11 protein-coding genes are annotated in these 20,919 nt (G+C 40.7%); 8 read left to right on the top strand and 3 right to left on the bottom strand.

What is annotated here, in order from left to right; genetic code table 11:
- Nucleotides 1-605 precede the first annotated feature (605 nt).
- The 3 genes from FAX86_RS02780 to FAX86_RS02770 all read left to right on the top strand — a co-directional run bounded on the left by FAX86_RS02780 (nt 606) and on the right by FAX86_RS02770 (nt 14,235).
- Nucleotides 606-7,091: a fibronectin type III domain-containing protein gene (locus FAX86_RS02780; RefSeq protein WP_144391808.1), complete on the top strand. Its 6,486-nt coding sequence runs from the start codon at nt 606-608 to the stop codon at nt 7,089-7,091.
- Nucleotides 7,092-7,226: 135 nt separating this feature from the next.
- Nucleotides 7,227-13,277, top strand: a complete 6,051-nt coding sequence (locus tag FAX86_RS02775) for a SpvB/TcaC N-terminal domain-containing protein (protein WP_144391807.1) — start codon at nt 7,227-7,229, stop codon at nt 13,275-13,277.
- A 712-nt stretch (nt 13,278-13,989) separates the two neighbouring features.
- Nucleotides 13,990-14,235, top strand: coding sequence for a hypothetical protein (locus FAX86_RS02770; protein WP_144391806.1), 246 nt, complete (start codon nt 13,990-13,992; stop codon nt 14,233-14,235).
- A gap of 330 nt (nt 14,236-14,565) precedes the next feature.
- Here FAX86_RS02770 and FAX86_RS02765 read toward each other — a convergent pair whose 3' ends face one another.
- The 3 genes from FAX86_RS02765 to FAX86_RS02755 all read right to left on the bottom strand — a co-directional run bounded on the left by FAX86_RS02765 (nt 14,566) and on the right by FAX86_RS02755 (nt 16,949).
- Nucleotides 14,566-15,486: a sigma-70 family RNA polymerase sigma factor gene (locus FAX86_RS02765; RefSeq protein ID WP_144391805.1), complete on the bottom strand. Its 921-nt coding sequence runs from the start codon at nt 15,484-15,486 to the stop codon at nt 14,566-14,568.
- A gap of 3 nt (nt 15,487-15,489) precedes the next feature.
- A complete protein-coding gene (locus tag FAX86_RS02760) occupies nt 15,490-16,269 on the bottom strand; it encodes an SDR family NAD(P)-dependent oxidoreductase (RefSeq protein ID WP_144391804.1) in 780 nt (259 codons plus the stop codon).
- Nucleotides 16,270-16,718: 449 nt separating this feature from the next.
- A complete protein-coding gene (locus tag FAX86_RS02755) occupies nt 16,719-16,949 on the bottom strand; it encodes a hypothetical protein (protein WP_144391803.1) in 231 nt (76 codons plus the stop codon).
- 418 nt (nt 16,950-17,367) lie between these two features.
- Here FAX86_RS02755 and FAX86_RS22130 point away from each other — a divergent pair, with 418 nt between their 5' ends.
- The 5 genes from FAX86_RS22130 to FAX86_RS02740 all read left to right on the top strand — a co-directional run bounded on the left by FAX86_RS22130 (nt 17,368) and on the right by FAX86_RS02740 (nt 20,426).
- Nucleotides 17,368-17,541: a hypothetical protein gene (locus FAX86_RS22130; RefSeq protein ID WP_164503435.1), complete on the top strand. Its 174-nt coding sequence runs from the start codon at nt 17,368-17,370 to the stop codon at nt 17,539-17,541.
- A 28-nt stretch (nt 17,542-17,569) separates the two neighbouring features.
- Nucleotides 17,570-18,121 carry a hypothetical protein gene (locus FAX86_RS02750; protein ID WP_144391802.1) on the top strand — a complete coding sequence of 184 codons (552 nt, stop codon included), beginning with the start codon at nt 17,570-17,572 and terminating at the stop codon, nt 18,119-18,121.
- A 471-nt stretch (nt 18,122-18,592) separates the two neighbouring features.
- A complete protein-coding gene (locus tag FAX86_RS22420) occupies nt 18,593-18,769 on the top strand; it encodes a hypothetical protein (RefSeq protein ID WP_205859090.1) in 177 nt (58 codons plus the stop codon).
- 107 nt (nt 18,770-18,876) lie between these two features.
- Nucleotides 18,877-19,551 carry a hypothetical protein gene (locus FAX86_RS02745; protein WP_144391801.1) on the top strand — a complete coding sequence of 225 codons (675 nt, stop codon included), beginning with the start codon at nt 18,877-18,879 and terminating at the stop codon, nt 19,549-19,551.
- 446 nt (nt 19,552-19,997) lie between these two features.
- A complete protein-coding gene (locus FAX86_RS02740) occupies nt 19,998-20,426 on the top strand; it encodes a DUF7832 domain-containing protein (protein ID WP_144391800.1) in 429 nt (142 codons plus the stop codon).
- The last annotated feature ends 493 nt before the right edge of the window (nt 20,427-20,919 follow it).

Raw genomic sequence — 20,919 nt, 5'->3', positions numbered from 1 at the left:
TAAAAACAGAGCTTGATGTCATCAAAGCTTAATATTTAAGTGGTGTTGCCTACCGCTATCTTACAATTTATAGAGCACCTCTAAATTGTCATTGTTTAAATATTTACCTAATAAAAATTATCTCTCGTCAGAATGGAAGGCGGTTTTTTGAAAGTGAATGTCGGTTATTCTAAAACTCTATCTTTATGAAAAATAAAATTTTTCCTAGATAATTCTGGATTAGTCGAAAAGCTAATTGATGAGTTGCCTCGTAGTTACGAGCCTATTTTTTTGCTCTCGCTTCTTCTCACTAATTAGATTTTTCGCAATGCGGTTGGTTATTGAATATTCAGACTAGGTTGCATTCGAATGAAGTATAGAGTTTTAGCTCAATCGAAAATGCACTGGATGAATTAAGTTTGAAAAAATTAACCAAACGGAAGTCGCAGAGAGTTGTTGGTTGGCGGGAGCCTGCAATGTTTGATGGTTATAAGTTCAACTTTCAGTTTCTCACGATAACTGTCCGGTACCACTATTCGAGTTTTATTTGTTAAAGGTTGATGGGTTTTTATTCGTTTTACTTTGAAAAGAAAAGTACAGCGAATTGACTATTACGGAGAAAATCTATGGAATTTAATTTGGGGAAAAAGATTTCGAGTTTTTATCGAAATCAAAAGCATTCAAAAGGCGGAGGAAGATTGCGTCGCAAACTGCCTGCCTTTTTATTATTAGGGGCAGGCTTAATCGGTATTAATGCCTCTGCAATATCAGGACCAAGTACCAGCCAAACAGGTGAATTTACTTTAACGTTTCAAGGTAATGTTGGAGGAATGGGAGAGGGGCATTATCACGATAAAATAATTGCTCGACGCGACGGAAATTACGTCACTACTTATAACGGAACTAGCAGAAGTACACAAAGAGATATCACTGTAAATTCTGCAGGTACATGGACATTTGAAGAGTGGCGTTGGAGAAAAACTTGTTTACAGAGGTGGCCTGGGCGTGGGTGTGTCGAGCCTGGAGAGCCTGTTTCTGTAAAATCTGGAACTCACACGGTTGTTGTTTCTTCAGTCCCTGTACCCAGTAGTTTGACGCAACCGGCTTTTAGCGCGGCGGGTACCTTTTATGTCAACTGGAGTGGAAGTTCCGGTGCGAGTCGATATGAGTTGCAACGTCAGTTAGGTAATGGTTCTTGGAGCAGCAATATATATTCCAGCTCTGGTCAAAGCTATGCTCAACCAAAGCTCGCAGAAGGTACTTATCGCTATCGTGTTCGTGCATGTTTAGGAAATATTTGTTCGAGTTATCGAACAGGCTCAACTGTGAGAGTTCGATACACACCTAACTTGCCTCGTTCCCTTTCCGTGCCGAGTTACTCTTCAAGTGCAAGCGCTACAATTTCATGGGGAACTAATGATGGCGGTGGTTCACCCACTCGTTATGAGTTGCAACAACGAAAAGACAATGGCGCTTGGCAAAATGCTTATTCTGGTAGTAGCCGGAGTTACACGGTTCCGAATTTATCTCATAAGTCAACCTACCAATACCGTGTTCGAGCCTGTAATGACACATGTTCGAGCGGCTATCGTGTTGCTAGTACTAATCTTTATGTTGAGTTTAAGCCGGCTGTACCTTCAATCAGTGCGTTATCGAACAGCAGTACAGGTCGATACAATGTTACTTGGTCAAATGCGTCTTTTGCAGAAACCTATCAATTACGAGAAGGCTCTACACAAATTTATTCGGGAACAGCGAGAACTCATGCGATTTCTCACGACCGAAATGGTACTTACAGCTACACCGTTCGTGCATGTAATTCAAGAAACACCTGTTCCAACTGGTCAGCAGCGCGCGCGCTAGACGTTAACATTCCGGTAGCGAGTCCCACGAGTGTTAGTGCGACACCTAACCCTGTTTATAATGGTGATAGTACAGTCATTTCATGGTCGGCTGTGACTGGTCATCCGGTTCGTTATGATATCCGCATGCCAAATGGTACTGTAACCAATAAAGGCAGTACTCGCACTCATACTGTCAGTGGATTGGCCTCCGGTTCTCATACGTATTCCGTTCGTGCATGTTCAACGGTTAATACGTCGGTGTGTTCAAACTATGTCAACACCGTTATTAATAGTGACCACATTGTTGGTGCTCCACCGATTACCTTAAACAGTTCGACGATCGAAAATTATTCTGTTACTTGGAGTAAATCCGGTAACTCGAGTGAGTACCAGCTGCAGTTGTCGACTAACAATTCAAGTTGGTCAACGGTTTATCAAGGTACCGCTCTTAAATTTGACTACAACGTTTCGAGAAGTGGTCATCAATATGGTTCTCATCGTTATCGTATTCGAGCCAGAAACCCTGCAGGTTGGTCTGACTTTGGTTCGGTAAAATCGACGACCAACATCCCGCAAGTCGCTTCAGTGGCTGCGACACCTAATCCTGTTTTTAATGGTGGTGAGTCGACGTTAAGTTGGTCAAACGCTGCAGGACAAGCGGTGACGTATCAATTACGCACGCCAGCGGGAACCATTTCAACTATTGGAAATGTCAATAGTACAACCGTGGATGATTTGGCTGCGGGTAATCACATTTACGGTATACGAGCGTGTTCAAGTACCATTACTAATATTTGTTCATCGTTCCGTGATGTCACGGTTGCTAGTGCTTATCGTCCTTCGCAACCGAATGCTCCAACGTCAAACGTGCCTGCTTCAACAGGTTACACCTTGGGTAATTACGCTATTAATTGGACCATTGTAAGTGGTGCAACCAATTATGAGTTGCAGCGTTCAATCAATGGTGGAAGTTGGTCAACGGTTTATTCAGGAAGTAGCAATCGATATAACTACACCGTCGGTAGCTCGCACGTTAATGGAGTTCACAATTACCGAGTTCGTGTTCGCAATGTTGCGGGATGGTCCGACTGGAGTTCTTCAAACACAGTGAATGTGCTTCCTGCAATTAGCGGGTTAACTGCATCACCCACGTTGGTTAGAAACGGTGAGCCAACGACGTTGAGATGGAGCGCGGCGATCGGTCAGCCAATCAGCTACGTGCTAAGAAATGCGGATAATACAACGCGAGTTTTAGGTAATGTTGCAGACACTGATGTTGCTAACTTACCTTATGGTGAACATTCGCTCGGTATTCGAGCTTGTTTGGCGTCATCATCTTCATTATGTACTCCTTTCTCAAATGTTACGGTGCAAAGTTTGTATCGTCCTGATACACCGTCTGCACCGTCTGCACCGGAGTGGAGCTTTAACAATTATCAAGTGAGTTGGACAGCGGTTAATGGAGCAACGGAGTATCAATTACAGCGTTCGATTAATGGTGCGGATTGGCAAACTGTTTATAACGGCGCTACGTTATCCTTTGCTTATAACGCTTCAGGCGAGCATACCAATGGTTCACATCGTTATCGATTACGCGCATCTAACGAAGCGGGTAGTTCAAACAGTTACAGTCCGATTGTGGAAGTTATTTTAATTCCGGAAGTGACAAATCTGACAGCAACACCTGATGTGACCAGAAATAATGAAACGTCAACATTGGCGTGGGAAGCGGCGTTGGGCCAGCCTGTTCGATATGACTTGAGAGACGTTGACGGAACGATTGTGGATTTAGGTAATGTCAACCGACACGAACTCAGTGGATTGCAACACGGTCAAAACGAATATGGTATTCGAAGTTGTTCAACTGTGGATGCCAGTGTTTGTTCCGACTTTGTCATGACCGAAATTACCAACTTCCAAACTCCAGGAGTGCCCACGGGATTGAGCGTGCCTTCATCGGCCGATCCTGAAGATGGGGCATACACGGTGACTTGGCCGGCTATTGCTCGAGCTACTGGATATCGTTTGGAGCAGTCGATAAATAATGGTGCTTTTGAGCTTGTATATGACGGTAGTGCACGGCAGTTTAGTGTGAACTTTGCTGACATAGATGAACCTTATGGTGAGCATCAGTATCGATTGAGTGCTTATAACTTGGCGGGTAGTTCAGACTTTGGAGCTGCGCAAAGCGTTCAAGTGGAAGTCGATCCTACGGATATCATTCGTAAGTCTCTTTATTACAATGAAGCCGATGCAATTCCTGCCAGTGATGATTTTCCTGAACAAAATCGCTTTTCTCGCGATGTTGCAGCGTTCCGTTATTTGGATCTCAGTTATGTATTAGATCCTGAAACGAATAAAGTGATTTTCCAATACGCGGATGGATTGTTAGACAGTGATTTTGCAACCATTTATGGCGATGCGGAACGGGATCGTGTCGATGCAGCAAGAGACGTGATCTTAAATCAATTAACCTTGTATCCCAACAATACCAATATTGAGCGATTCTTGTTGGATGTGTATTTCGAGCAAGCGATTGCTGAAATCATGGCGGGTAACCAAGTGATTGACCAAGCGCGTATTGTTCGGTTGCGCGAAGGTGATATTCGACTTGAAATTGATTTGTATCAAGCCGCAGCTGATCACTTTGAAAGTGCGTTTTATAACTATCGTGATCTGTTTGAACATAACGGTGACATTGTCGTGAAATACGAGGCGCAGCGTGGTGACATTAGTCCGCGTTATCGTGATGCGAATGATGTTGCACAAAGTGTTACACCAGATGAGCGATTGTACAATGGCTATAAAGATGTTCGAGCCTATTATGAACTCATGACTAAGTGGGCAAATTCACTGAATCAAGCGGTTAAACTTGAAGTTATCGGCGGACAAGCAAATCAAACATTGATTGATGAGCTTGTTGAAACGGTAAATACAACGGTTGCTGCATTAACTGCTTACGACCAATCGATGCAAGCATTATTCTCGTCGGTTGAATTCGATGACGTCTCTGGATTTACCGGCTTACCCGAAGCCTTTGATCGTTTTAAAGCGGCGTTAGCTGAATTGAGTTCATTGCCTGAATCAATAACCGGAGAAACGAATTTACTGGGTTTACCGAAAAATGCAGTGATGATCTTTTACGGTCAAAGCGGTCAAGGCAACGAAACAAGCGATACCTTTGATTTACTCATGCAACGCCATAATCGAACCTCCGGTTCATTGGCTGATGCGTTGAATAAGTTAGTGATAGCGAATGCAGACTTCGATACGCAACGATCCAATCAAGATCGCTTGGTAACGGACTTTAGTGATCGATTAGATACCATCAATCTACGTTTGTCGGAACTAGTCGGTATTGAAATTGACACTGGCTGTAGTGAAGGAATGTGTGTGGTTTCAACCGATGATGCGCGACAAGGTAGTGCCATTTCATTGCAGAATGCCAATATCGAAAGTGCAGAGGCAGTACTGACTGCAAGAGAAACCGAATTGTCGAATGCATTAGATGCGATTGAAATTGAAATTGAACGTCGCGGTGAAGAGCAAGGAATCGAAAATGCAATCGATCAAGTTCATATTCGTTATGACAATGAACAAATTCGAATTTCTGAGCGAATTAATCAAGTCCGAATTGCAGCCGAAAAGGCGCGTCGCAAAACGTCACGCATAAGAGGATTTGCTGACACGGTTAATCGAACGGTTCAAGGTGGTATGACAGGCGGATGGGCTGGTGCTATAGCTGGATTTGTTAGTGGCGTTATTGATGCAAACATTGCACTTCGCGAACATCGTACCAATATCAATGAGATTTCTAGTATTGGTAATTTGAATGTGATGAGTCAACAGTTGGCAAAGGAAGAGCGAGCACAAATTCGATCATTAAACAGTCAGCTGCTGGATGTAAATAGCCAGGCAACGATTCGTAATTTATGGTTACGCGTGAAAACTGCGGAAATGGATATTGTCGTTGCTGAAGCAAACTTGGATGCGGAAATTGAGCGTTTGCTCGGTATGATGAACCAAGTACAACGATTGTTGGTTCAAGCTGAACAGCTACGTGCTACGCAAGTCGATCGATATTTCGCAGATCCAATCCATTTACAACGAGTGTCTTCCAGTTTACTCGCTGCAGAAACAAGTTTTGAACGTGCGCAAGAATGGATGTTCCATGCGGTTAAAGCTTTAGAGTACAAATGGCAAGAATCTTTTGTAAGTGCTTCGGGCTACGACGCTGAATCGGTTATTGCCATGCGTAATGCGGAAGAGTTAGCTGAGTTTTATGAAGAGATGATGAACTTCAATAACGAGCGACTCGTGCGAAGCTTCCAGACCAGTACCGATGTGATTTCTTTTAAAGAAGACATCTTAGGTTACTATCACTTTTTACGCCGAAGATTACAGTGTTATCAGCATCCGTTCCCAGAGCGACGAGAAGAACTTGATTGGATCATAACAGACCCATTTGCTCCTAATGAATGTGAGTATGAAGGTGATGGCACGCTGCTAGATTCTAATTACGCATTCCGAGCTTATTTAGCAGGTTCAATTGAAACGCAGAGTGGTTACTACTCTGAAGATTGGATTAACCTAAACTTTGCAACGTTAAAGCCGGTTCCTCGTGGTCGAATTTTCTTAGGTCCGCGTATGGTTATTCGTGGAGATGAGAGTTGTGTCGTTAGTGGTGGTACTTACAACGACAAAATTCTAGATATGGGAGTGAATATCACAACCGTTGCAGGCGCTATGGAAGAAATAACACCCGCACGTTTAACTTATGGCGGTGCCAGTTATTTCCGTGCAAAGGAATATCAAGGAGCGACCAATATCGAGGAAACAATTGATCGTATTGAAGCAGTGCAACCGCAGTTCTGGGATGTTACTGGTGCAAGCACATTCAATTACAGTAATCGATACTCAGTGGAAATGGATGCAGCGATTACTGCGGGATCTTCGGGCGTGATTAATACTGGAACCTCAGCCTTTAAAGAGCGTTCTGTCGCGGCGTCGGATTGGCAGTTACAGCTATTACAGGCGGATGATTTCGGTTCTTTATATGAAATTTATGACATTACCGATATCGAGCTTGTCATTCGACACAAGTATGTCTCGAGAAATGTTAACACTTGTTACTCTGGTTATAACAAGTCAGGCGTTTTGATCGATGATATGTTGAAGAGTAATGATGACTTACCTTTGTATGAATTATTACCTGAAACATCACTGTTTTTAGAAGAACTTCTATACCGTGATAGTTTAGAGCAATAATTGTCGTTTAATCAGCAGCACACAGTGTGCTGCTGATTTTTACCTCCTCCTAATTGAGTGCTTAATCAAAAAAATAATTTAACGATTGCTTTTTTGCTTGAGTATTAAAAAGAAAAAATAAGGAAATAAAATCCGATGTTACTTTACTGCTGCGAACTCGTGACACAAAAAAAACAGAAAGGAAATAGCTTTCTTTGGTTAGTTATTTCTTTGCTACTTTTAGTTTCTTCGACTGTACGGGGAAGTGGTGTCAATACTGCTTCGGATCCTCATGTTCTTTCATTACCGACAGGGCCCGGGTCAATTGATGGTCTTGGTGAACGCTTTTCCCTTGCGCCTAATACTGGGACTAGTCAATACCAAGTCCCCATTGATGTACCTCCGGGGCGAGCGGGATTTTCTCCCTCGTTATCAATCGAATATAGCAATGGTTATGGTAATGGTTTGTTAGGCGTTGGTATGCAGTTGAGCGTACCATATCTGCAGCGACAAACGGACAAAGGTTTACCGGTTTATGAAGATTGGTTATCCGGAAATCGACGCGATAGCGATGGTGATGGTGAAGTCGATGAATTTGATGAAGCGGATACCTATATTGATAATACAGGAAAAGAGCTCGTCTATGTAAAAGACAATTTGTACCGAGCTCAAGTTGAAGATGGATTTATTTTATATGAAAAACTAGAGCAGGGATGGCGTTGGCACTTCCCTAATGGCTCAAAACTTACTTTAGGTACGCGTTCTACTTCAAGAGTTGAGGGGCTTCATCCTCTACAAGCAAATAAGCTAGTTGTTTATCGTTGGTATCCTGATTCGATGGTAGATAGTAACGGTAATGAAATAAAATATATTTATCAAAAAGTAGATGGCGATGCTTATCCTTACTTAGCGGAAATAACTTATAACCATTCAGAAGCTAGTCATGTTGGTCTTCGATTTAACTATGAATTTCGTCCCGATGTTCTAACCGATTTTCGATCGGGCTTTGAACTTCGAATCAGTCAGCGTTTAACTGAGATATCAACTTACGCAGGAAATAAAGAGGGGATTAGCTACAAAATAGATTACGAAGCAATCTCGTCTCTGCAACCTGTCTCACTTATAAAGTCTATTCAGAAGCAAAGTTTCAATAAAAGTACTTCATTACCACCCATCCAATTTACATGGAGTCAGTTTGATACGCAAAATGCTTTGCGTGCAGCCATGCCCAAAGTACAACCGATGCCAATTAATTCGAAGGATACTTTATTTTTCGATTTAAATGCCGATGGTTTGCCCGATGTTATTAATACGGGATATCGAAATAATCACTATTGGTTAAACCAAGGAGCTGATGAGCAAGGCGTTGTTCAGTTCTCCGGACGAAAACAGATGGAACGGGCATCGACGCGTAAGTTTTCTAATTCAAATGTTCGTGTTGCCGACGTAAATGGCGATGGTAAAAGTGACGTTCTTACTTTCTCGACGAATAATGTGTCAGTTATTAGTCCCGCTGAAGTTGACAATGCAGCAGGAAATTCAGAAATATTTTGGAAACCTCATGGGTTGTTATCAAAACCTGGCGTTGCTTTTAATGACTCTTCAGTGCGATTTGTTGATGTTAATCATGATAAACGCGTTGATGCCTTATTGATAAAGCGTGGTAGTCATGCTGTATCACTGAACCTAGAAAACGGCTGGACTCGAGGCATACCGCTTCCAATCGACAGAACGGCTCAATCCTTAGACTTAGCCAATCAAAATGTTTATTTGGCCGATATGAATGGCGACCGACTCATGGATTTGGTGCTTGTTGCTGCTTTTAATGACCGGTTTGTTGTGAGCTATTATCCTGGACGAGGCTTAAATGGGTTTGGATCACGCATCGGATTTCAAACGGTTTATAGTCGACAACTATATAGCGATGCTATCAATTTCAATGATGTCAATGGCGATGGCCGAGCCGACTTGGTTCATCTTAACGGTCGTTTCGCTGAAATTTGGTTGAATCATGGCTTAACTGCGCAACAAAGTTTAAGACATGACACCGCTTTATTTTCAGAGAGGCAACTTATCGTCTCTCCTTTAAATCAACGTTACCCCACCGCCAAACTTGTCGATATTAACGGAAACGGTTCGCAAGATATTGTTTGGTATGAACTTGATCGTTATGGCTCTTCCTTTGCGTTCGCTGATTTATCTCCTGAAACACAACCTTATCAAATTCAAAGTATTAACAACGGTATCGGGAAAACAATTAGTTTTGAATACGCATCCGTTGTAAGTGAAATGTTGCGTGATGCGAATGCCGGTAATGAATGGCAGCATAAAGTACCTTTTGGAATGCAAGTCGTTAAAGCCGTTCAGAGCCATGATGCGATTGGCAATATCACAGAGCGTACAGAGTACCATTATACTAATGGCCTTTATCATGTGGGAGAAAAGACATTTTGGGGGTTTGAGAAAAGCACGGAGCTTTTGATAGGTGATTCTTTAAATGAAACGCAAGTAATTAAATCGAGTTACTTGCTAGGGAAAGAACAGACGTCGCTTAAAGGTAAAGCGATTAGTGTTGAGTTTTTAGATGGGGAAAATCGTCTCTTTAAACGTGTGAAAACGGTGTGGGAGTCAGCTGAGGTTGAAGAGTCAAGTGAGCATGAAGAGAGAACCATTGAACAGGCACAAGCTCGTTCTGTAGAAAGTCAGCATTTTGAAGGAAAAGGTGAAAGTGAACGCTTAACGGTACGTACTGAATACGAATACGATAGTTTTGGAAATATCACAAAGATATTCGAGTTGGGTTGTCTCGAATATTTAAAGAATGAGGCTTGTCATAGCGACCAACGTATAACAGAAACGACCTTCAGTGCTTCGTATCCGGCGGCACGCGATGCTTGGATTTTAGATCGTGTTGTTTCGACGTCGGTCAGTGATGATGAGCAATCTGTTTATAAGAAAGAGCACTATTTTTATGACGATGAGTCTTTTAGTGGAAGTAACTTAGGTGTCTTCAGTTCCGGTAATTTAACAATGATTCATGCTTGGGTTAATCCCAACTCAAGCGATGAGGTAATTGCTGCATCTAGATTCAAGTACGACGACTATGGCAATGTTTCGGATGTTTACGATCCTTTGTGGGGAAAAGAAGCGGGGCATCATACACAGTTAGGTTACGACTCAACGTATCATAGTTTTTTAACATCGCGAACCCTAAATACAGGAGAGCTTTTACTTACCGAAAGCGCTGAAGTCGATCCTTTATGGGGTGCTATCACATGGCATGAAGATTTTAATGGTCAACGACAATCTTTTTTGTACGACGACTTAGGTCGACTATCCTCCATCATCCGAGTCGGAGATTCAGAAGCGCTTCCTTCATCTCGTTACTCCTATCAGTTACAAGCATTACAAAATGATAATGAACTTGTTAATTATATTGAAACAAAGAAGAAGTCGAGTGACGATGGCGACTACATAGTGAGTCGTAGTTACTTCGATGGATTCGGTCGCTTACTGCAAACGCGGTCGGAGGGAGCGAAACCTGAGCAAGTTATTGTTAACGAACATTTTAGGTTTAATCGTCGGGGATTCGTTGATAAAACTTACCTGCCATATTTTAGTCGTGGATTTGAATTTATTAAGGAAAGCGATGCTCCTACAGTGACGCATCGTTACGATTCCTTAGGTCGTTTGATGGCGAACCGGCATCCTTCGACCTCCGATTTACCGGAAGGTGCATTAGAGTCTTTTGAATATTCTCCATTAACCAAGATCATGAAAGACGAAGAGCAAACACGGCAAAGCTCTCCCCATTTTGGCGCTTTTAAACGCGTCGAATATGATGGCTTATCACGTGTAAGAGCTGTTGTCGATGCAGTTAAAGTTGATGCAGAAGGTTACGTTAGTGGTCTTAAAGAGTGGCGCAGTCTTTACACCTTTGATCCCTTAGATAATCTAACTCAGTACGAGGACGTGCAAGGTAATGTTCGTTTTATGCATTACGATGGATTGGCGCGGAATACCTACATCAATGATCCTAACCGAGGCCAAACTTGGTTTGCTTATGATGATGCCGGTAATTTAAAACAAACTCGCGATGCAAGGTGTGTTGAAGTCGCATATCAGTACGATGGATTAAATCGTCTATTAGCTGAGTTTCTAATACCGAGTTGTCCAGAGACTTTCAGTGATAGTGTATCTTGGAGTCCTTCATCAATACCGGAAAACGTAACACCCAAAGTACGCTATCAATATGACGCATCCAGTTCGCTGTTAGAAAATGCAACTGAGTTAAAGGGAAGGCTGGCTTCCATTTGGGATGAAGCGGGCAGTGAAGCTTTCAGCTTTGATGCGAGAGGTCGACTGATTACCAAAGTTAGAAATATTCTAGGGAATGATGGTAACAAACAGTTCGTATCCAAATTTGATTACGATGTTGCTAATAGAATTTCCTATCGACAATATCCGGATAAAACCGAAGTCCATTATTATTACGATAACGCCGGACAATTGGAGTCAATTCCGGGTGTTGTTGAACAGTTAAAATATGGCCCCCAAGGATCATTAACAGAGAGAACCTTAGCCAATGGTGTCGTTTCTCGATTCGACCATGATGAACGCCTACGTTTAAAGACGGTAGATAGTTACCGTGACGAGCTTGAGCTACAGCAGTTTGAGTATCATTACGACGCAGTGTCGAATGTTTTATCCATTGATGATCAACGGAGTGAACAAAGTCTTCTTAATATTGCGCAAGAGCTGAACTTAGATGCCAGCATTCATCGACAACTAAAAGAAAACTTTACCTACACCTACGATGATTTCTATCGCCTAACGCAAGCATCAAAACTGAGTAATTTCGTGGCGTTTAATTACCGTTATGACCCAAGTGGCAACATGTTGGAACAACGCAGTAGTGGCTTGATGCCGAGCACCAGTATTGGTTTACTGCGTTACGGTAATAGTAATAATCAACAAAATAATGGCGCGTGGAATCGGATTGGTAAGTCAATAGGAACTGCCCCGGGACCTAATGCATTGACCGCGACAACTCACGACATAACTTATGATGAAAGTGGTAACCGGATTCAAGAAGGTGACAAGCATTATCGCTGGGATCATAAGCATCGTTTGATACGTTATTTTAATGACGACGTTTCTGCTGAATATCGTTACGACAGCCAAAATATTCGGCGCTATAAAGCGATTGTAAACAATCTAGGACAACGCGAAGAAACTTTTTATGTCGATTCGGATACAGAATTACGCAATGGCGAGTTAATTAAATTCGTCACTGTTTTGGGACACAAGTTGGCGCAAAGTCGTCAGGATGGCGGAGCATTTACTCCAGAACGCTTTTATTTAGCGCAACATTTAGGGAGTACGCAGCTCAGTTTAAATAATGACGGTGAAATTGTCGCCGCATTCACTTACGGACCTTACGGTGAAGTGGATAATGAGTGGGGTGAATCTGCGCTCGAAATTCCTTATCGATTTACTGGAAAAGAAACTGATGTGGAATCGGGCTTAGGCTATTTTGAGCAACGCTATTTGCAGCAAACGCAGGGCCAGTTCTTAACTCCCGATCCATTGTTCATGACCGAGTCAAGGTTGCTGGATCCGCAACAATTAAATCCTTACGCCTATGGTCGAGGAAATCCGGTTAAGTTTGTTGATCCATCCGGGTTAATGACAGAGTTGCCTAGCGATAAGGAGTACTTATTGCCTGAAATAGAAGTGCCAGAATACAAACACAAAGATATGGGCGGATTGAAGTTTGTTAATAATGTTACTTTTAATAAAGACAAGAAAAAAATTGGGAAAACGTCAGTGACAGGATCAACAAAACAAGGTTCGGATGGATTTAAAACTAATTTTGAAATAGAGCTTCTTCTTTTTCAAATAAAGTCAGAAGCCAAGCCTGATGGAAGTAGCAAACTTACAATTAGTAGAAAGATTAAGAATAAACTATTAGATAAGGCGAATTTAGGTGCTTCCGCTGCTGCAGGAGTAAACAGTGACGCTCATTTAGTAGCAGAGGGAAGTTTGTCTTACGGTGTTGGCGAAGCAAAACTTTCAGGTCATTTAGATGTTGCGAATACTGCTGAAAATGCAAAACAGCGCGCGATACAAGGCGCAGTGCACTATAACAATTTCTTTGTTAGGTTTATAAATCAATTACAGGAACGCTATAGATCTCCATTGTAGTTAGCTGTGAAAATTTTAGGCAAACGTTAAAGTCGCTTGTTATTTTACTCTTCGTACCACAGGTGACTTTTGTGCTTTATTCAGTACGTGGTTTATTTTAAAAGCATGAAAGTCTAATACGCGTAAATTTTAATAGACTTTGAAAAGATATTATGGGAAATGAGTTAGTCATTAAAAATCGATTCGACAAAAAATATATGATTTGGGATGCAGTCGCTCCAATTATTAACTTCTATAATCTAAAAAAAATCAAACCTATCGGTTTGATGAGGTTGTAAAGATAAAAGTGGATGCTATTGATTTTGATAATGAAGATATATCACACTACGTAATTCTGCATTCGATTCAGCAAGGTGAGATTTCGCATTTTAGCGAACTTGTTCTTGGAGACCATCAGATAAATGTTTCGGTCATTGGAAGTGGAGGTGTTGAGGCGATTGTTTGCTTGCACATGCGAATCGTGTGAGCAAGTAATAATTGACTAATTGACTAATTGACTAATTGACTAATTGACTAATTGACTAATTGACTAATTGACTAATTGACGTCAACGATGAGTAAAAATTCTGTGAGCACGCTAAATCTCGATAACTATTTGTAATTAATAAGTTGGAAACTAAATGCCGGTAAATGATTCTATTTTTAATTCTTTCTGGATTTGTATTGGCCCATGCTATTTGAAGTGTATCTGATATCCAAGAAGGAGGAGTTATTGACTCCTTTAGTAATTTTAGAGAAGCGTGAGAAACGAAAAATATTGCGCTTTGAAGTAAGCATACAACATGAAGCAATGAAGAATGCTAAGAGGGCTCTTAGTGAAATTGAGAATGAAGTCGATGCCTGGGCTTTAGTTTGTGAAGGACAAATAAAAAGCAATGGCTTATATATCGATGTGATAACTATTGCGGTAAAGTCGAAAGAAATGACGAACTCATTAATATTTATTCAACAGTTTTAACCACTATCATCAAGCTCATTTCGACTTATTGGAGAGCCTGACGTTTTTGCAGGAGGCAATCCGTTTTGGAGCCTTTAAAAGGTGAATTGCTAAAGCAATTAAATAATGGTATTGAAGTTCGCTCTAAGAAAAAAGCTGGGACTAATTGTAGTGATGGTTCGATTGCAAGTCGCTCTAGTTACATCTATATTGGCTCAATTTTACATATTATTTTAATATGATAGTGGAAAGAATATCTGACAATGTTTTTTGCTCACTGCTTGAAAAGGCAATAATCCTTTTCAGAAATAAGCCCCTAAAGTTGAATCCCACTGAAATAAAATATCTGGACTAACCTAAACGTTGCCAGTGAGCATGTTTCATTACGTAGTCGGCATAACGAAAATCGCGGATGAAGCGTAAAGTATCACTTTTAAATTCTAGAAGAATAAAGTACTTAGGAATGCTGTCGTTTGATTTAGGATCAAAAGCCAATACAGCCGGTTTACCTTCAATAAAACCTGGTTCTAAATGCCAGTCATCTTTTTGTGAGTAATTATCAAAGTATCGACAGACCTCTTGCTTTCCATTCATTGTGGTTTTATTCACCATGTCCAATTTAACTTCATCTCTAAGAATGGATTTTATTTCATCAAACTTTCGTTCGTTAAAAAGCTCTATGTAGTGCTTTATGAGTGTTAACGACTCATGTTGATGTTCTGAAAGCGGTTGTTGTTTTACGTTCTGATCGTTAGCTTCTTCATTGTCGAAGTTAGATAGCGATGCCCGTGCTCTGCTAAGTGCCGATTTAATTGCTGCGGGAGTCGTGAGTAACAATTCGGCAATATCATTTGCACTGTAGCCAAACAATTCACGAAATATGATAACACTTCGTTGTAGAGGCGGTAATATCATTAATTGTTTTAGGTTATCGCTTAATAACGGCATTTCTTCATTATCTTCACTTTTATCATTCATCATGATTTCTTCTATCAATAAATTTTGCTTTTGCTGTTCTCTAAACATGTCAATTGAGCAGTTGTGGGCAATTCGGTATAACCAGGCTCTAAAGTTTAAAATTGGCAACGCACGCTCATACGATTGAAACGCTTTAATCAGGGTTGTTTGCAGAATATCCTCTCCGTCAATAACGGAACCACTCATCCGCGCGCAGTAAGCGTGTATTTCAGATCGTAAGCAAGATACGGCTGATTCAAATTGGTCTTTGTTGTTGACTGTAATAGGAGCAGTTTTTTCGGGTTCTTTTTTCATTGTTTAACTCAACCTTTCAAATCCATCTCCGCTGAGCAAATAAGTACAGCCACCAGACTTATCATTGCTCACAATACTTTCTATCTGTTGTGCAACTAATTCCAGAGTGAGTGGTTTCTTCCACTGTGCCATGAATTCATTTTGCGTTATTCCTTTTCTCATAGCATAGACGCTTGAGGCGCTCAAAGCGATATCGGTACCTTCAATCAATTGTTTAGGAGTAATCGATAAAAACGTTATTGGCAGATCGTAGGCATCGGCTTCGATTTGTCCATATTCGGTGATAAATGTTTGCATTCTTTTCGCGCCAGCATAGCCTCCAGATAGCGGTGAGCCATGAAGAGCGGCTCCGCTCGAAATACTGATCATTTTAATCGGAGTAAGATGCTTATTTTCTCGGTAATGGTTGATAACAGCTTTGGTCCATTCGAAAGTTATTTTTGTGTCATTATTCCAAGGCTCGCTAAACTCAGCCCAATCCATTTGGTTAATGGGCGACATTTTGGGGTGAGTTCCTCCTGTAATAACAATTAAGTCAGGCTTATATTTGGAAAGAAAGTGGTCAGCAGACTCGGTTCTTGAGCCGTCGCACTCTATAAATTGCGTATTGGATGTTGGAAAACTCGAGCTATTGAGCTTTTCTAAGTTGCGACCTAATCCGATAACCTGCATTCCAGCTTTAGCAAAACGGTGAGTCAACGCCAGGCCTGTCCCACTCGTAGCTCCAATAATGATTGCCAGTTTGTCCTTTGAGGAACGAATAGTGTTGTTTGATTGAGTCATTTCTTACTCTTAATTAGCGATGTTGAGAGTGTGACGGTGGCGCACTTTAAAAGGATTCGGTCTCAGATAATAAAAGGAAGCAATTCATTTTATATCCGAGAATAGCTTAGATGGGAATTTTTTAACTGTTTGAAATATAAGGGTAAATCAACTTTGGAAGTGCATAAATAAGTGATTTTTCAGATATCGTTATGAAATATAGTGTCTGTAAAATTCATGAAGATACTGATCAAGTCGATAACAAAACCGAATGATTTCTTGTTTGGGCGGAACAGGGGGTGTACGAACGAGTCGACTTGGTACGAACCAGTGTGTCTCTGTCATCGCGGAGCGGATTTAATGGCTGTTTATAAAAGCCCCTTTTGAATTATCGACAGGGCTTAAGCTCAATACTTCTTGCACAATTGGTGCTTTAAAATTGCTGTATTTATCTCATTGGAGCGCAACGGTCAGTCTCTTTTTAGCCGGTAGATAGCGTTATCAATGGCAGCTTCCTGACTGATACTCGGTTTTCTGTTCAGTTCGTAGTCCAAAAGACGCATGGCTTGACGCTCATTTCCGCGACACAATCGGACGAGTTCATTCTTCTTTATTTCTACTGAATGTCGGTTTCCGTTTTTAGACTTAAACGTGTAAAACCAGGCTGTAACAACAATTAGCGCGATAATAACTAAAAACACAAATAATCCCTTTTATGCAATAAGAGCTGGATGATATTTAATCAGCTTTGATTTCTTGGGAAAGCTTATCAATTCTGTCCTAAAAAATCAGTGAACTAATAACATAGAATCTGTTCAAAAACCGTCGGTGCCGATAGCAACTTGTATTTGTGACTTAAACTATTGGGTAACTGAATTGTTTGAAGTGACTCGGTTTGGTATTGAGAATAAAATCAGAGTGGTCTTCGATAATAGCAGTAGAAAATTATTATTTAGCGCTTGGTTTATCGAGAATCGATTAAAAGATGGTCGAATTGATTATTTCTTTGTGAAATAATTGTGTAGCATTTCATGGGATTGGCACGATAAAATAGCAAACTTAGCTATCTGGGATGACGGTTATCGTTTTAGTTTAAGGAAAAGGTAGAGAGAATTTATTGTGGCTATTCTTATTAAGATATTTTTAGTGGTTGGTTTCTTTTTTGTTGTTACCTCATTAAGTGCTTGGCGAATTCAGTCCAAGTCTCACAGTACGGTGATGTCTTTTGAACGGCAAGTCATGTGGTATTTTGGCGGCTTGACACTGTTGGTTTTATCGTTAGTGTTAATTTAACCATTTTATGCTAGGGAGAGGGTGATTCATGTTTTTACGGACAACTTTAGTTTTAACTGTCATATGCTTGATCAATGGATGTGTGTTGATTAATGTCGATCCGAAGCGTTCATTAGCCAATGGTAGAACCTTGGCGATCATGAATTTATCGATTGATTATGACAGAAACACTGCGCCAAATTTATACATCTATCGAGAAGGCGCGAATGGTAGTCGGAAGATATCAATCGATGAACCTAAGCAACAATTGGTCACTATTTTAGAGCCTGGAAAGTATTGTTTTAAAGGAATATCAGCAAGTTCACACCATTTATCATTTTATAATTACAAAGATTGGTGTTTTTTAGTTGAGCCGAAAAAGGTGAATTATATTGGTGATATTGAGATTGTTATGCATTGGGACAAGCGACCTTATCTTGACTCAATAGAGATTAGTGATAGCTTTAGCTCAGTGAAAAGCCGTTTTAGACAAGATAATCCCACGATTTCTGAAAACCTGATTGTTAATCAATATCAGAAGAAACCTAGACAGCTGGCTGTCGATTATTATCCGCCAGATCCAGAAATTATTTTTTATTAATACATCTATCTTGACGGCTTTTGTCAGTCTATACCTGCAAAAGCCGAATAGTGTGGATTGGTAGCAGCTTAATCCCAACATAATACGAGTGTTTTACTAGTCCCAACAACAAGCTTCCGCTCAACAGTATGGTTTGCTAGTATTCTTATTTTGAGAATAAGAATACTAAGTGAATCACCTAACACTCCTCCTGGTAGTTATTAGTTGCGCGACTTTCTCGTTTTGCACCAAAGCTTCTTCTGGTTTTGAAGCTGAATAAAAAACTTGCGTTGCGTTTTCTCAAATATTCTAGCAACTTGCAAAGTCTGCAGCCTCTGACACTCATATACATATCGGATATGATGAGGAAGAAACCCAAGGTCCTGGTTTCAGAATTGAACTAGATGATAGCATGGAACAAAGATTTGAAATGGACTAGGCGAAAAATAAGCCCAACAATTTAATTAATCGTTAAAAGCCAAAGGAGCGAGTGTGACTATTAAGTTTATATTGATGGGAATAGCTTTTACTTTTGTTGTTTTCGCACTACTTGAAACTATTTCGATCATGGAATCGTTTTTCTTCAGTAAGCACAAAAAGCGCTGGATGTTACTGCTTAACTGGTTAGTCCCTATAATAGGGCCTGTACTTGTCTATAAAATGGTTTGAACTCCTTTAATTAAAAGTGGTGTTTTAACAGGTGATAATTATTCTAGTACTTATTATGATACTAGTTCAATTTATTGCTACTCTGATAGCAATGGTGGAGGTGATTAATGGCCGATAACAAGGCAATGGTAAAAACGACGCGAAAATCATACGCATGCTTTTGGTTTTATCCCAAAATCATAAAGCTCTTCGCACTATCTCTGGTCTACCTGATCTGCGTCCCCCTTTTGAAAGCTGATAGCCCCGCGCGGCCCTTTCCATTGGCGTTTACCAGTGAAAATTCATCTGATGTCGTTTTCACTATGGTGCCCAGAAGATATGACCGAGAATATGAGGTTGAAAAGGAGGCGTTTGGAGTTGCCTACAAAGTTCAAGAGGATGGAACCCTCAAGGAGCTTTACCGCACCAAGGGTTGGTATTCGTCTTCGGTTTTTGTTTCCAGAAATGGTAGATACCTAGTAAGGATGGGGCCCTGGAGCGTCGGGATGGAGCCAGCCAAAGAAGACCTGGCCATAGCATTCTACGAGGAGGGAAAGCTACTAGAACAATATTCGACCGCTGATCTCGTCAAGGATAAGAGCAAGGTGGTACCTACAGTTAGCCACTATTTTTGGCAGGCTCCATCACCAATGGATGATGAAGTCACAGAAGCCGAACGCTTAAGGCTTCGCTTGCACCTTGATTACACAAATACATTCGAACTGCATACCATCGACGGATGGACATACACTTTTGATGTTACAACGGGAAAGATTAAGTCCACCAAAAGGACAAAGGGGTAACAAGTCGATGGTATCAACTCCAGAAGCTACGCTTCTTCCGTGATACATCTTGGCGTTAAAATATGGCATTAGTAAACCTGCCGAAAACAAGTGAGAGAATCAGAGGAGTATCTCTCCCGGAAAGTGAATTTTTTACGTTTGCGATTATGATGATGTTTATAAAGTTGTTATTGGTGATGACCCTGAGTGCGAAATCTTAGATGTTGATCCAAATGATTTTAATTCATCTAAAAATATAAATAGCAGGGAAAGAAACTGTAATCGAATTTCAAACACTTTCTGGTGACTGGTTTGTTGCATCATTTTCACCGTGTGGCAATTACATAGTGTTGGCGGAGCCATATGATATTGAATTATATAAGGTGTAGTGGTTCGCCTAACAAGTTAATCAACCTGGCGCCTCGCGGCGCGGGTCATAAAGCGTTAATCTTAAAAAGGAAATAGTAATGAAGTATGATGATGCCTCATGGCACTATGGAGGAGACTTTCCTGAGAATCTTCCCACTGAAGCAGGCGCAACACATATTGGTATGTTTGTAACTTGGTGTCTGCTTAATGATCTCGGTGGTGAATTACACACCGATGAACTTCCTGAAAGTTTAGCAATACTAAGAGAACGTAAAAACACTCCTGGTCAGTGGTTCATCGAAAATTGTGATGAAAAATTTACAGATGAAGATCTAAATGAAATAGGTAATGCTTTCACGCATTTCTTTTATGCATCTGACGAAGCTCCCTATTACTCTGTTTATGAAAATTGCTTGGGTGAGAATATCGAGCATTTATATGAAGTGCCAGATACTTGGGAATCTTATGATAAACTAGCTCCATTCTTAAGCGAGAACTTTCAATCTTGGATTAAAAATCAAGGTTAACAATCAGCTCGAGAAGACCGAAAATTAGTGCTATCGCGCACCTTTTCTTAAATCATTATATTTGATAAGGAGTTCACATTGCGTTTTATATCTATTTTATTAATTGTTTTACTCTGGCGGGCTGTTCTGCTGCTTTGGTTCCGTATACAAGTGATCCCAGTGAAAAAGTGGTGCAAGCTAAGTGGCTTTTTGAGCAGAAATATTGAGCTATTCCAGCTGAAAAACTCCTTGATGAGGCTAGGGCAATATATCTCAAAAAATCTGATAAAGCGGGGCTTGCTGAATTAAATAGAGTATATGGATTATTTCTAAGTTCCTATGCAGTCGATAGGTACAAGGAAAGATTTATAGAAAAAGGTTTTGTTGAGCCTGGTGTTACCTATGAGAACCGACTTGCCAAGTCTATAGAGTATTTTGAAAGAGCTGAGGCTTTCTATATTGAAAACGAAGAACATGATTCTTTAACTAATGTGTATTTACGCATTGGCTTCAC

This window comes from Pleionea sediminis (genome assembly GCF_007570825.1).
In the GTDB taxonomy this organism is placed as follows: domain Bacteria; phylum Pseudomonadota; class Gammaproteobacteria; order Enterobacterales; family Kangiellaceae; genus Pleionea; species Pleionea sediminis.
This window is presented reverse-complemented; position numbering and strand designations above follow the sequence as displayed.